At 46.6% G+C, this 14938-nt stretch carries 8 protein-coding genes; 1 reads left to right on the forward strand and 7 read right to left on the reverse strand.

Features of this window, described 5'->3' with window-relative positions; translation table 11 throughout:
- Positions 1-712: 712 nt before the first annotated feature.
- Positions 713-1939 carry a hypothetical protein gene (locus A4E54_RS07485; RefSeq protein ID WP_286725377.1) on the forward strand — a complete coding sequence of 409 codons (1227 nt, stop codon included), beginning with the start codon at positions 713-715 and terminating at the stop codon, positions 1937-1939.
- A 1-nt stretch (position 1940) separates the two neighbouring features.
- Here the strand turns inward: A4E54_RS07485 and A4E54_RS07490 are convergent, their stop codons facing one another.
- The 7 genes from A4E54_RS07490 to A4E54_RS07520 form a co-directional block, all read right to left on the reverse strand.
- Positions 1941-2480 carry a hypothetical protein gene (locus tag A4E54_RS07490; RefSeq protein ID WP_286725379.1) on the reverse strand — a complete coding sequence of 180 codons (540 nt, stop codon included), beginning with the start codon at positions 2478-2480 and terminating at the stop codon, positions 1941-1943.
- A 22-nt stretch (positions 2481-2502) separates the two neighbouring features.
- Positions 2503-4944 carry an eCIS core domain-containing protein gene (locus A4E54_RS07495; RefSeq protein WP_286725380.1) on the reverse strand — a complete coding sequence of 814 codons (2442 nt, stop codon included), beginning with the start codon at positions 4942-4944 and terminating at the stop codon, positions 2503-2505.
- A gap of 15 nt (positions 4945-4959) precedes the next feature.
- Positions 4960-6546 (reverse strand): hypothetical protein, encoded by a 1587-nt coding sequence (locus A4E54_RS07500; protein ID WP_286725382.1) that lies wholly within the window; start codon positions 6544-6546, stop codon positions 4960-4962.
- 84 nt (positions 6547-6630) lie between these two features.
- On the reverse strand, positions 6631-8745 hold the full coding sequence (locus tag A4E54_RS07505; protein ID WP_286725384.1) for a phage tail protein: 2115 nt from the start codon (positions 8743-8745) through the stop codon (positions 6631-6633).
- Positions 8746-8766: 21 nt separating this feature from the next.
- A complete protein-coding gene (locus A4E54_RS07510; protein ID WP_286725387.1) occupies positions 8767-11019 on the reverse strand; it encodes a putative baseplate assembly protein in 2253 nt (750 codons plus the stop codon).
- A gap of 139 nt (positions 11020-11158) precedes the next feature.
- Entirely contained in the window at positions 11159-14224 is a 3066-nt protein-coding gene (locus tag A4E54_RS07515; RefSeq protein ID WP_286725389.1) for a putative baseplate assembly protein, read from the reverse strand.
- A gap of 22 nt (positions 14225-14246) precedes the next feature.
- A complete protein-coding gene (locus A4E54_RS07520; protein WP_286725392.1) occupies positions 14247-14609 on the reverse strand; it encodes a GPW/gp25 family protein in 363 nt (120 codons plus the stop codon).
- Positions 14610-14938 lie beyond the last annotated feature (329 nt).

Consider the following 14938-nt stretch of genomic DNA (forward strand, 5'->3'; position numbering starts at 1 on the left):
ATTATCCAAAGTCAGCTCACGTTTTCGTAGAGCTATTTTTTGTTTTATTGACTTTGGATAATTTACTATTCATTAACATAATTTTAGCATAATTTTTATAAAGGATTAACAATTGCGGCTAAATATCATTAAATATAGTTGCATTTTCCCAACCAAAACATTTATTCCTTTATATGTTATTACAGGATTTACCACCCATTTAAGCAAAATAAACACTTGAGGAGACAGAAATCATTTACTTGAAATAGTTATGAAATATCTTTTAGAAAAGTAAATATAATGATGTTCATCAGCTAATTCTTGTTGTAAAATGGTAATAAATAATATCCTAAAGGTGACCAATGTGCTTGATAAAATTATTTTCGCTCTGGAAAAAATTTTTTATCCTTTTATTCAATTAGTCAGAGGCAGGTTTACATCGTCCTTAACTAACCTTAAGAGATTGCCATATACCGCAATAAGGTACATACAGGAACGCATATTTAAGCTTCTTCACAGTAAACCTCTATCCCAAAATGATTATCTTAAAATCCGGAGCTTCTATATCTCAAAAAAACTGCTGTTAATCATATTTATCGCGTTCTTCATACTTTTATATATTTTTTTAAAGTTCTCACCGCTTAGTTATTTAACTGTTACAACACTCAGCGAAGATGCGAAGGAGTTAAAAACGTTTTCCGGAAAGGTAATCCTGCTTGACAAAGACGGGGGTGTGAAGTATGAAGGTAAACTTACCGAAGGTCAGTATACCGGAAAAGGAAAACTCTACGACGGAAAAGGCAACTTGATCTACGAAGGTCAATTTGATAAAGGCGCGATCAACGGGCAGGGAACTCTTTTCCACAGCAATGGCGCGGTCCGCTATGAAGGGGTTTTTTCTAACGGTGAATTTAAAGGCCAGGGTAAACTTTATGATGAAAACGGAAACGTTGTATATGTTGGTGAATTTAACAGCGGCGCCTATGCGGGACAGGGTAAACTATACTACCCCGGCGGGAAAATAAAATACGAAGGCGGTTTCCAGAATGGCGAGTACAACGGCCAGGGCAAATTGTATGACGAAAACGATAAAACACTGTACCAGGGCGAATTTGCCAACGGCGCATACTCCGGACAGGGGAAATTATATTATGACAGCGGAAAAATAAAGTACGAAGGCGGATTTCAAAACGGGGAGTACAATGGTCAGGGCAAATTGTACGACGAAAACGGCGCGCTTGTATACCAGGGTGAATTCAATAACGGCAATTACGGAGGTCAGGGCAAACTGTTCAATGAAAAGGGCGCCCTAGTTTATCAAGGTGAGTTTACTAACGGCGCTTTTTCCGGTCAGGGAAAACAATTCCACCCGGGTGGAAAAATAAAATATGAAGGTGAATTTAAAAACGGCGAATATAACGGTCAGGGCAAATTGTACGACGAAAAAGGCATCCTTTTCTATCAGGGTGAATTCAAGAACGGCGAGTACAACGGCCAGGGCAAGCTGTACGACGAAAAAGGAATTCTTTTCTACCAAGGGGAGTTCAAAGACGGCGCCTATACCGGAGAAGGCAAATTGTTTAATGAGAACAGTGAACTTGTATATCAAGGAACCTTAAAAGACGGGGTTTTTTCCGGGGATGGCAAGGAATTGTATCAAAACGGCAATGTCAAGTATAAAGGCGCTTTCAAGGACGGGATATACAACGGCAGCGGCGAGCTTTATGACGAAAATGGCGTCCTTTTATACAAGGGAAATTTTGAAAACGGTCTTTATTCCGGGGAAGGAACAGCTTACAATGCCAACGGCACTCCCAGGTACACCGGCAACTTTGCCAGGGGAATATATGATGGAAAAGGGAAAATGTTCGATGACGGCGGAAACTTGCTGTATGAAGGTGAGTTTAAAAACGGCAGTTATCAACCGGCTCAGACAGCTGAACCGGCACAGCCGCAGTAAATTAGAGCAGCGGCGCGGATTGCCAGGCTTCTGCCGCCGGCTTTATTCCCTCCGCCACGTCCAGGATGGCGTCAATGAACAGATAAATCTGGTGAAGAATCAGGCCGCTTTGTTGATTGATAGTTTTGATTATTGCCTCTTCACCGGCAGATTCGTTAATGATGATGTTGTATTTGAAATAAACAACGCCGGTATCCTCGAAAAAGCCATACGCGCCCACAGGAAGCTGGGTGTTTATTTTTGCCACGATTTTAAGCAACTCAGCGGCGGCAGCGGAAAAAATATTTTCCGTTATAGTGATAAAAGTCTGTAACAAGTACACTCCTTCCGAGGCGGCTTCTTCCAAATACGGCAAAAAGCAAAGCTCCATGGTAACCGAGGACTCCCGTCCGCCCACCTTGTCGAAACGCACGAGCAGGGAATGAAAAGGGGCGTCTTCCGAGGGTTCCGCCCAACTGGTAACCAGACCTGCTTGTTCGTACAGTGTGCGGCATTTTTTTAGCATAGCAAGTGAAAAAGGATAACCCTGCGATAATTCCACGAACATGCTCCTTCCGATGTTTTTACCCGTGTAATTTCTTGGCTATTTCCTCAACAGTCGGCCTCTTAGTTTTTTTATCAATTTCCAAACCGAGATTTTCAATTAATTCCGCGCTTTCTTTGTCGTCTCCTGCAACACCTTTTTTATAAGCCTCCTCCGCGGCGCTGAACAAAACGCAGGAATACAGCTGATCCACTGAATTGAAGCCTTGTTTTTGCAATAAATGATTTCTTGCCTTGTCCCTGTCCACCTTTTTACTGCCCGATTTTTTCAGTTCTTCGACGTACACATCTGTTTTCAGGAGTTCGTCCACAAGCTCCTTCTTGCGCTTTCTCTTCTTGTACCAGTTATACACCGCCCCGATGCCGCCAATCAGGGCGGCCACACCAAGTATCACCCAGCCAACCGGATTGGTGGCGGAAGCAATCACCAGGGCGCCCCCAGCGATCAGGGCGGCGCCTTGAGCCGCTGTAACGGCGCTTTTATTACGCATTCTGGCCTGTGTGCCGGCCCCGATATCGGCGGCCTGCAGCAATTTTTCTTTTTCTTTTATCTTTCTCATTAACGCATTAACCTGGGCTTCTGTTTCTTTAATTTTTTTCTGATCCTGCTCACTAGGATTTTTAACTTTAGCTAATTCTTTTAGCTCTTTTGAATGAACATCCAGCTCATTTTTAAAATCTTCCAGTTCTTTCTTGAAACTCCCACCGAGTTTTTCCAGTACGCTTCTCCGATCTTCATGGCTGATCAACCCGATAATACCGCCAATCAAGGTATAAGCGCCGCCAATGACAGCCAAAATTCCCGCGGCCTGCATAGCTGTCGCGGTAGATGCCCCGATATCGGTAAGTTCCTGTAGGCCGGTTACGGCAGTCGAGGTATGACGGCCTATATCCGCTAAGCCACCTATTACTTTAACCGTATGCGTTTCATTAAATTCTCCTTCGGTCAGGCCGGTGCCAAATTCCTCCTGTAATCCCGTACCGACCTGGATCCCCGATCCGATAACGCTGGCGATAGACCCAATAGGAGATCCTACGGCAAGTCCTAAGATTTTGCTCATCCCTGTTCCGCCCACTGATACTCCTGTAGCCGTATACCCGGCTATTTCTGATCCGGTGGTCGGAGCAACAGATTCCGAGGTTACAGCCCCTTTGGTAAACCTGATCACATCGGAAAAACGGTCCCAGTCTACACCCTTAAAGATTAGACCTTTTTTTATCTTTTTTTGAAAATCTTTCAAACCAGGGACCGGTAATTGATTAGCCGCCGCCTTGCTGCTTAAATCCGAGATCTCTTCTTGCTTAATAGTCGTTATATCCTTTTTATTAACAATAATATAAACGGCAATTTTTTGCTGTGCCTCCGAGAGACTGTTAAAAAATGCCCATAAACCGTCTTTTTTATCGCTAACTGCTTCTTTTTCAAGCCATTCATCAATCTTGTCGTACTGCATCTGGATCACGGCATGGCTGCGCGTTTTTAACTGGATTGGGCTTAAAGACATTCTTAACGCGGTGCCGGATTGCTGAACAACATGGGTAAGCTCATGGGCAAGCAATTTCTGTCCGCTGTTGCTTCCGGGATTATATTCACCCTGGCGGAAAAAAATATCCCTGCCTGTCGTAAAGGCACGGGCGCCCAGTGAACGGTTGAGAAGATCGGACCGGGTGTCGGTATAGATTTTGACATCCCTGAAGCTGGTGCCAAAAGCATTTCCCATCTTCCGCTGCAGTTGGCTTTCTATGGCCTGGCCGCCGCCGCGCGCCTGCCGGATCGCCATTTCGATACCCGGCTTTGCTACGCCCCCCGCACCCGTTTCCTGCCTCTGTACCACACCGGGCTCGGCCTGCATCTGCAGCTCTTCCTCTTCTTCCTCCTGCCTTTGCACCGTGCCGGGCTCGGGCTGCATCTGCAACTCTTCTTCTTCATCTTCCTGCCTTTGCACTATGCCGGACTCGGGCTGCATCTGCAACTCTTCCTCTTCTTCCTCCTGCCTTTGCACCGTGCCGGACTCGGGCTGCATCTGCAGCTCTTCCTCTTCTTCTTCCTGCCTTTGCACTATGCCGGATTCGGGCTGCATCTGCAGCTCTTCCTCTTCATCCTCCTGCCGCTGCGCCACGCCGGATTCGGGCTGCGTCTGCAATTCTCCTGGCGGGGATTCCCGCCGGGCAGACTTACTTTCAGGCATATTTATGTATTCAACCACCTGATTAGCTGTTTCATCAGCATTCTGCTCATACTCATCCCCCGGCTTCCCTATTCTTAGCTTGGCTTGAACCCACAAACCCCTGTTTTTGCGCAGGAAATCAAGAGTGGCCTGATTGCCGATCGTGCGCTGAAGTTGAAAAATATTCTGCGCAGTAGACTGCTGTGCTCTTGTACCGAAGCTCCTCGCCTGTTGGTGCTGTTCGGAAGATTTAATAATGTCATTAGATTTTTTACTTACTTGATGATCATACATTACCTAATCACCTTTCTATTTATCCAGGTTAACTTCGGCGGGCTTCCTGTATGCCCACCAGCGCAACGTAATTTTAGGCAATTTTGTGATAGCCTGCAGTTTAATGCCGATACGGAAGGTCCCGGTATTAGGGTATACTACCGTACCGATAGATAAAGGAGGAACCTGGGATTCGAACGGGCTTTTTTGGAAAACCTCGTTTACCCCGTAAAAAATCTGCTCGCTGTACGGCCCGTTGTTCTCAGTCTCGCTGTCAACGTTTTCTTCTATGCCGACATGAATAAACACCGGACCCAAGCCGAGACCGTGTTCAATTTCATCAGAAAAATAGCCTTTGCCGAATCTCTGGTTTGTTTCCAATTCTATTTCCGCGGTTCCTGTGGTCACGTCCCCAACGATTATCTTCGCCTGCGGAACACCAACCTGAAACTGAAATTCGTTGTTTTCATGGTTGTAGTTTACAAAAACCTCCGGTTTATCACCGGGCGGCAATTCAGTCGCCGTGGCGCGCGCCGTGAATCTCATTTCCGAATGCTCTCTTTCAAGCAAGCCCAGCTGGTAAAGCACCGACGCGTTGTAAATATACTCGCCGAACGGGACATTTTCCACTTTTTCAATCATAAACGTGGAACCCACGTGCAACAGGCTTATTCTGGCCAGATATATACAGTCTTCGGTAATGCTCTCCATGTATTGATCCAGGGTAAGGTTAAAATAACTGTCCAGAATTCTCTCTTTGACCGGCCCGTCAACAATTTGCACCGTATTTACACAGCCGGTCTCTATGTCCGTTTGCTTATCCCCCACCCCAAGTTTGACAACACTGTCTTTAATCATCACCTGACCCGTTACCTCACTTTTGTCAACCGCTTTCAACAAAAATTTGGCCTCGTATTCCGTCTGCTGGCCGTGGTCAGGTTCAATAAATGAGACTTTTAGCGTACTGCCGCCGTCGACAGGATAAAAATGCTCGGAAAAGATTTCATATGAAAGTCTCAAATTAGCGGTCTGGAGAGCTTTTTCCACTTTTATGGTTACTTCCAGAACTCCCCCGGGGTTCACATAACGGGGTGTTCTTTGCCAGATGCGCACCTGACTGTCACTGTAAACCAGACTAATGTCTTCCGCCAGGTTCAGCAAACCAAAAACCGAAGGACCGGGAGCTTCTTCCCTGACGAACAACCGGTAACTTTCCTGGATCCGGTTGTATTCACTCATCTCTTCCGAATGCGTGGAAGAACTGGCTATCGAATGCACAGGTTCTTTTCCCTTTTCATCATAGGCGATACACAAATATACGTCTTTCGCGTATTCATTGTTCGAAAATCCGTCGAGCATGGAGAGCTTTTGGGTAACCGGCGTCGCCACGACTATCTCCCGGCCGGAAGAATCGAGGGCGACTCCTGTTTCCACGGAAATTGTTTTGTCATCAACCGCGACTACCTGCAGCCCGCACACAACCCCGCTGCCGGACAGCAGCCTGTTTATCAGCCGGCGCTTATCATTCATATACTTTTGTTCAGATTCAAAATCCCGGACGGTCAGCAGTTTTCCGTAAAAATAACGATTCCTTTCAAATGGATAATACCGCGCACTCTTCATTATGAAACCTCCTGTTCCTTACTGCCAATTTATGTGTAGCAAATGGCTTAAAATCGCCTCAAAGGTAATCGCCAGGCAACACTTTTATTTCAGCTCAGTGTCTAGCCCTACTCTGCTATGTACCCCCATCCTGTTGTCCAAAGCGACGTCTGTGATCAAAGTGCTATACGGGATGGATGACTCCTGGTCAAGACGCAATAATGATAGCTCGGATAAATAGGTGTTAATGCCCAGATAAGTATGCATATCCATGTAAATCCATGGTTGCAGCACAACCATTTTTGCCTCGGTGAACGCCGGCTTTTCCTGATTAATGATCTGCTGCACCACAAAACGCCGCCCCGCAGTCGGCACACATTCCTGTTTGATTAAAACGCAAAAACAATAAGGATCGGTTCCGTAAAGCTGCGCCACCAGGTCTTTTAACTCGGGCTGCTCCCGGAGGTGCTTATACTGGAAATACTCGACGATAAAGGGTTTCTCACCGGTATAGATTTCAATTATCTCCTCCATACCCTGTTTAGTGCCCCGTTTCTGGAAAAGTACCGGTGCTTTTTTGATTAATTGTTTCAATTGTTCCCCGGTCCAACTGTCATCAACAGAAATTGCCAGCCAGGTTGCCAGCCATTTCAAATATGGGCCGGAAACCGCGTCCACATCAAAATACCGGGCGACATTACTGATATTCTCCTCCATATCCGCAAAGAAAGCTTCAAAAAGCGCGAGAAAACGCTCCAGGAAATCCCTGCTCTGGTGATCCTCCTGATATATCGCGGGCAGGTATCTCAAGTAGGACGTTCTTGGATAATATAAACGAAATTTGCTTAATACCGGGGTTAATTCTTCATTCCCGACAAACTCAATTTTCAACCAAAAATACCTGCCCCTGGCGCCGTGAACAAGCGCGTCTGCGGGGTTGACAACCGGCTCGGACCAAAACGGTTCGAGAGAACTTATCTTTTCATCCGGCGGCGTCGCGTCGTTATTGATGAATTCATCAATATCGGTCAATTTGCCGTTGATCATCAAGGTCTTGCGATCTGAAGAAAAATAAGATACTTTTAGCTGCGTGTTTTCCGGAATATCCGCGTTCAAAATCATTTTGTGCCAGGATATCTCCGTAATTGTACTGTCGAAAGAAGATGAAAAGTAGATGCCATGCGGCAACCCGGTTGCGCTCATTTCCTGAACCTTCGGTTTTAAGTCCAAAATAGTAATCGTGCCTGTTTCTTGATTCCATATGTATATACTGTTATTCTGATCAAGAAAGAATTTATCAGTCCGGCCCCTAAAGCCTGGAATCTTCTCCAAAAATTCACCGATTGAAGAAAATCTGTGGATAAACCTGTCATCCTCCGCGTTCAAGCCAATCTTCCGGCTTTCGCCAATATAAATTTGGTCGTATGAATCAACGCAAAAACCTGATGACTTGCCGGGCAGCGGAACTGAATACTGCTTCTTGAGCACATTATCTTTGGAAAACTCAAAAACCGTATTGTCTTCAGTGTTTAAAACATAGACAGAACCTTCTTTTGACACTGTAATGAAGTACTTTTTTAACAGGTCAATAATTCTGTCGCTGTGATTCAGCCTAAACTTCTCATTCTGGAAAACAAGAACCACTTTCCCGGTCATACTGATTTTTACCACACCCAGGAGTCCTTCCGCCGGCACTTCAAGGTCATCATTATTGCCGGCAACAGCCAAAGGCACTAATATATAAACATTCCGCTGTTCATCCGCGGTCATGGCCAGGGGAAATAAAGGCAAACCGTTAAAATTGTTCAAAATCCAATAAATCTGCCCGGTTGCCGCGGCAAAAGCCGCTACTTTGTTTTTCCCGAAAGGGTCGGCTGAATAAATAGTGCCTCTTAAAAATAAAATAGCGGCATTCTTCGTAAAATATCCTTGCTCCCGCCCGAAGAACAGATCCAGCTGCTCATTGAGATAATCATATAAAAACAAATTAGCCCGGCCATCCAGGAGATAAATTTGCCCGTTATTCCCTACCGTAAAATCAGTCACTTCAGCTATGGCGTCCAGTGCATCCAGGTTAATCACCCTGGACGTCGCGTATTTATTCGTTTTCCGCAGCGCGAGTCCGTTATCTGTAATCTCCAGGTTGATTTTACAACCTTTTTCCCAATCGGACTTTTTATTCAACGAAAAAAACCCGGCCTGTTCAGCCACTGCCTTCACCTCAGCTCCGCACGCGTCTGTTTATATATCCGTCCGGCTCACAATTTCAATTTTGTGCTCGCCCGAGTATACCAGGCCAAAGGGAGGAATTTGAATATCACCGCTTTGGGTTTTACGAATACCCGTGCCTTGCGCGTCCAGCCACAAGTCTTTAATGTATTCCACTCCGATAATATGGTTTATCGCCCCGTAAATGTCTCCTTTGGATACTGCGCGGCCGAACGGCCATCCCTTTGAACCGTCCGGCTGCTCCACCGGCTGGAACAACCGGTCAAGCGCCTGCACTATTTTTTGCGAATCAATCTTTGTATTAGGCGCGGTGACAACCGCTGCGTGCACCGTGACTTCAATATATTGCGGCGGTACAACATGCACTTCAGTCGTGATCAGCCTGTGCTTGTCCAGATGCCGCCGCACTGTTTCCAAAAAACCTTTGCTGGGAACAGGTTTTTTGGATTCGCCGTAGGGCACCACGACAACGGTTACCTGCGCGGGCGCCTTGTTTTGCGGATAATCCTTCAACCCCATTTCAAACAGGGGAATGGCTTTCACTTTTGCCACCCGGAGGCCGGGTGTGGTTTTGGCAATCTCTTCAAAATCCTGGCACGAGACGGCACGAAACTGTCTTTTTAACTGCCTGCGCACTCTTCGTTTGGCATCTTCCAAACTTTCCTTTCCGGTCCCGCCGGCAGCGTGATAATAGTTTGTCACGGTAATTGCCCGCAGTTCATCGGCTTGCCCCACGATCATATTTATCTCGTTTTCCTTGACATTGCCTCTTTTTCCGCCGCCCGTCCGGCAGGAAACAAGGCAAATGTTAGCTTGAGCGGCGCGTGGTGGAATCATCCCTCTTTCATTATCGCCGAATGATAATTCACCTGTCTCACTGTTCAAGGCAAAATGAAAGTCACCCGGCTTGGAGGCGTCAAAATCATCCACCATTTCCCAGTCCCGCCATATAAACTCATCAGACCCCGCCTTTTTCTCGCCAACCTGCAGCTTAAAACCGGATGGGATAATCCCCGGAACAGATGTATCGAAAATCTGGTGCGGCAGTCCGCTGCTTATGCCGGCAAACCGCTTGCCCGCAAACGAAGGCAAATGGGCAATCAGCCTGATATTGTCCCGCCCCCTTGGCGGAATAGCCCCGCATAATCCATTGCCGAATTTAATGATCACTTTCTTTTCAGTCATATTCCGTTCCAGCATATAACCTGAATCTTTGCTGTTTAGAATAGATAAATCTCCGGCAGCTTTCCAATACCGCCAGCCGTCCTCCTCATCCCGGACCTGTACCTCACAGTCCCCGTACAACGGCAGATTACCGCCGGCCTCAAAAATCATGTCCGGCTGTCCGCTGCTGGAAAATGAAACAACTTCGCTCAAGGTTTCACCCTGGACGGCGGATACCGTGTTCATCAAGATTCTGTCCAAACGAGGAGACAGTTCATATCCTTCTTCTTCAACTGTACAGCATATCCAGAAGCGGCTTTTGTCGTTCGCCGGATGGATCTTCACCGTTTTCATGGACGTGGGAACTTGAAACAGAATTCTTCCCCCACGCGACAGGTGAGCGGTTTCATCCCTGAGAACCAGCAGGGGAAGCCAGCCCGGCGCCGTACCCGGATCCGCTGATGCACTCCCATAGTATTTCCATGATACTCTCGCCGGAGGGACAAAATCCTTATCGTCATCCTCAGCAGCCCCTCTTGGGACCGGGTAGTCCTCGTATAATTTGATTGTTAAGGAAAGGCTCCGGCCGAGAGGCAATTCCCGGTCAAATCCGACATAAAACCGGCTGCCTTTTTTTGCTTCCCGTCCGAAAGCATAATACGAAACACCTTTGTTGCTGTCGGACGAGGTGCTGTCGACTGAATCCGCATCCGAAAACACAATGATTTTTTCAATCTGGGCCGCAACCAGCAATAAAGGCTCGGCGGTTTCAAAGGGTTGACCGGACGCCGACAGTTTAGTGCCCTTTGGAAGATACAATTCCCTGCTGACGCCCGCAAAAGTTACATCGGCTTTCGCCGGAGCGGCGTCATTTGGCCTGGCTCCCATAAGTTTCAAGAACTTCAGCTCATTTTTTACGGTAATCCGGTTCAGATAATACTGCTGCATTTCCGCCAGCCAGGCAAAAAGCTCAATAAAAGTAACCCCGGGATCATGGTAATTCTCATCGGTCCACTGTGGTGACAGCTTGGGAATCGCTTTTTTCGATTCATCGACTATCTCTTTGAAATCTCTGTCGTCTAACTCGGGTAAGGGTAACATTTAACCCTCCTGTGTATATATAATTAAGAGCATTCAGGAGTCAGAATATAGAATACTATAAAACAACCAACTCTTAACCACTTTCTTATTCTAATTCCTTGACTCGTTAACTTCTCCTCCTGTTTTCTGACTCCTGTACTTACAACACTTTCACATCCACGCTGTGGCTTCCGTTGGTGACCATACCGTGGAGCAAATTAGCGAGATTGTTCGGATCCATTTCCGTTCTTAAATTATCTTCAATTTTATAAACCGTCATGGAGACTTTTTCAACATGATTAACATTGCTGATGGACTTCAGCAACGCGTAAAAAATAGAAATATGCGGGCTTTGTCCAATTTCCCACCCGTTTCCGGTATTACCGCCCGTTAGTGGATCCAAATACTCGTTAAGCCTGTCCACCGCCTCTTTTTCCACCGGCGCGACATTTTCCACTTCCTTGACAACAAGCACCGCGTAAACAGATATCTCCAGGAAGGCCGGTTTAATTACCTGAATTTTACCTGGGAATGACAAAGTGCCGGATGTCCGCTCCATGACATACCTTTCCACTTGCTGCCTTAACTCAGGGAAGACAGCCAAACCGGCGTTTCCTCCTTTGGGCAGAATCACAATCGCAACACAACCGGTTTCTTTCTTCATTTGCAGGTTGATATTCGGCAAGCACTTAACTCTCGCAATATTTTGGGAAGCCTGCCTGACCAGCCACTCAAAATCCTCAGCTGTCACCGCCCGGTTGCGGTGCTTCAAAATTTGCGGACCGCGTCTTAAAGCATTCGCCACCGTCTCCATATCGCACCCGCCGCCGGCAGGCTCCGGGTTGAACACTTCGTCAACAAAAGCAATCGAATTTTGAAGGTTTTTAATCTCGAACGGCCCCACGTTCCCTTTTGTGCCGCCCCCAATGCTATACTTCACCTTGATATTTTTCACATCTGACAAGGGTGGTATTTTACCGTTCTTACCGTCTCCGAAATAAATCTTTCCTAAAGAGCGGTCAATGACATAATGCCGGTCCTCCGGCCCGGAATCAAGAAAATCATCGACAGGATGCCATTTGATCCAGAACTCGTTTGTCCTTCCCTCGCCATCCTTAATTTCGCTCACGGAAAACAGTTCATTATCAACAAAAAGCTTCTTCTCCGCCTCCGTCAGATACCTGGCCTCGTTTACCCAAACCTCCCCGGAAATCACCGGCAAGGCCGCCAGTTGGCATACTTTGTTGATTTCACCGGCTAACTCAGGCGCTTCATTCTTTATGCTTACCTGCTGCGTCACTCTCGTTGAGTTCATATAGATTCCTTTAACAATAGGAGCGGCCGGTTTTTGTTCCAGTTCGAACTTACCGTCACGATTCACGGCGCGGATCCAAAATAATTCCTGGCCAAAAACACTGCTTCTGACAAAATCAGACGGCCCTGCGAAAACAACAGTACCGCTCCTGGTGAATCCTCTTGTTTCGTCCACTGTCTTCAATACCGACCACTCTGCAGTCTCTGCAGCGCTGCCGTTGCTTCTCAAATACTCCCACTCAATAAAAGGCAAATCCTCACCAGGGTATTTTTGATCTTTTATAGAAAAAAACATACTAACCGGCCCTTTCAGAGGCGGCGAAGCAAACCCCAGGTAGAAAGACGGATGCCTGCAAACCAGGCTTTGAAAAGGGAAAAACATATTTCCGGCATTTATCGCCTCTTCCGTCATGTCCCGGTATTCCACATTGTTGTACGTCAGACAATGCTCGATTGGGTGCTTCTTGTTATTCACAAATTCATATTTTAAAACAATACCTTCGAGCCACGGCGAGCGGTAAACCGAATTGGCCGCGTAATTATTTTGAATGCTTGTTATACGCGCCCTGATCCAATAATTATATTGCTCGTTGACAAAAGTCTCTTCCAGGTCGGCCGGACACTTGAAAACGATACTCTGTTCCTGATCCGCCTGCCGGTAAAAAATTTCCTCGTGTTTTTTATCAAATGAAAGCCTTACCCAGCCATTGCCGTTCCAATACTCCCACGCTACCGCCGTTACAGCCACTTCCGCCGTCTTGAGGGGTACTTCCATTTCCTCTTGTTTCATCACCAATTTCCAATCGGTTGGCTCAGCTGCACTGTCTGTCAGACTGTTGGCAACATGTTTTAAATTAAACCGGAGACTAACATCAGCGCCCTTTTTGGAAAACACCTCCTGACTGGACAGGTAAAAGGCGTCATATTGGACAAAGTACTGGCCGAATGGATAAAACCCGGTCAGATCCTGCTGGACGTCGTTATAAAATACCATATCCGGTTCAATGCCCTTACGGTTTTCAACGTCGTAAAAAGCCACCCCGGCACCCACGCCGTCTATTTCAATGTCACAAATGCCTGCTACTTTTTCTGCTTTGGCCCTGCACCTAATCCACCTGCTGAAGCTCCCTCCCACAGATGCCTGCTTAATTTGCAGCCGTTTAGTTTTCTTTAAAATTACCTTATTCCCGTCGGCCGACACTTCATCAAAAGCCTGCCAGCCGGTTTCCCCGATGTATGCCCATTCCGTGTATTCTAAATCAACTAATTTGGCGCAAATCGAAGGCTCCTTAAATCTCTTCAGCGAGTTTCTGAACTCCAGTTCCACCACGGCAGTGTCTTTGATATTGAACAAATCGCCGTGCCCCAAATACAAACTGTGCTCCTGCAGGTTAAGCGCGTGCGGAAAATCCAATAAAGCAAACGGCGGCTTATCCTTTTTCCCCGGATCACCCAGGCATTCATCCGGTATTTTACAAATATAATCCAGCTTGGAACTCACATTGTACGCCGCGACAGGGTAGGCGGGTGTCGCCAGAATGCTGCCGTCGGTTTCAAACACAACAGGTTCATCCCCCTCCGGAACATCCGCGGAAACCTGCGTTCCCGCGGGAATCAGCACCGGTTTTTCCGCCCCCTCACTCAGCTTGAAGGTAACGTAAGCGCGCGCGGGCTTGGCCGGGAGAACGGGGAAATTAAACATATTTACAAACGCCATAAAATTCTTCGCGGCTACCTGGTTAAAACGCTTGATATTTTCCTGGAACATCCCGGCGAATATCAAAAAAAGCGCCGTGCCCGGATCGGGATCTTCCGGCGAAAACCTCCATTCCGGCGTGTAATATGGATATAATTTAGCCATTTGTTTAATTAACGCGTCTAGATCTCTTTGATCGATTACCGGCGGCTGCATAATGCTCCCCTTAGCCTTAGGATTATTTGGTGCCCTCATATATATAAAACGGGTAAACAAGGTTAAAAAGGTTATTCGTTGTACGCACTACATACTGAATATTGATGAGCAGTTTCCCCGGGTTCTCCCGGTCAAAATCCGCATTTACTTCAACATCGTCAACTCGCGGCTCCCAAAGCATAATCGCGTCTTTAACGTCGGACTCAAGCAGTCTTAACGAAGTAACGTCCGTCAGGCCGAAAATATATTTATGAATGTCGCAGCCAAAGCCCGGACGCATTACCCGCTCTCCTTTAGCTGTTGACAAAATAATACGAATTGCTTCAGAGATGTCTTCCTCATACTCCGACATCATGATCCGGCCGGTTACGGGATCCACTTGCACAGGAAATTTCCAACCTTTTCCCAAAAAACCTTTGGACATAGCCATAACCTACTTTTTAGAGTAATCAGAATTCAGTAGTCAGGCTCCCATGAAGCTTCGCTTCACCATCAAATAGCTGAAAATGGTAATGATTTATTTTCAGGGCAGAATAATACAAGACATAAACCATTATTTTATTCTGACTCCTGACTACTGACTACTGCATTCAGTTGATTTTCACCATTGAGCCCTGGATGTTCATTATACCGCTGGATTTAATATTCATCATGCCGCCGGCTTCAATATCCAACATTTGCGCCTTGATTTTAAGCTGCGCGGCACTCTCTATC

It is taken from the genome of Pelotomaculum sp. PtaB.Bin117, from assembly GCF_002067195.1.
Classification (GTDB): domain Bacteria; phylum Bacillota; class Desulfotomaculia; order Desulfotomaculales; family Pelotomaculaceae; genus Pelotomaculum_D; species Pelotomaculum_D terephthalicicum.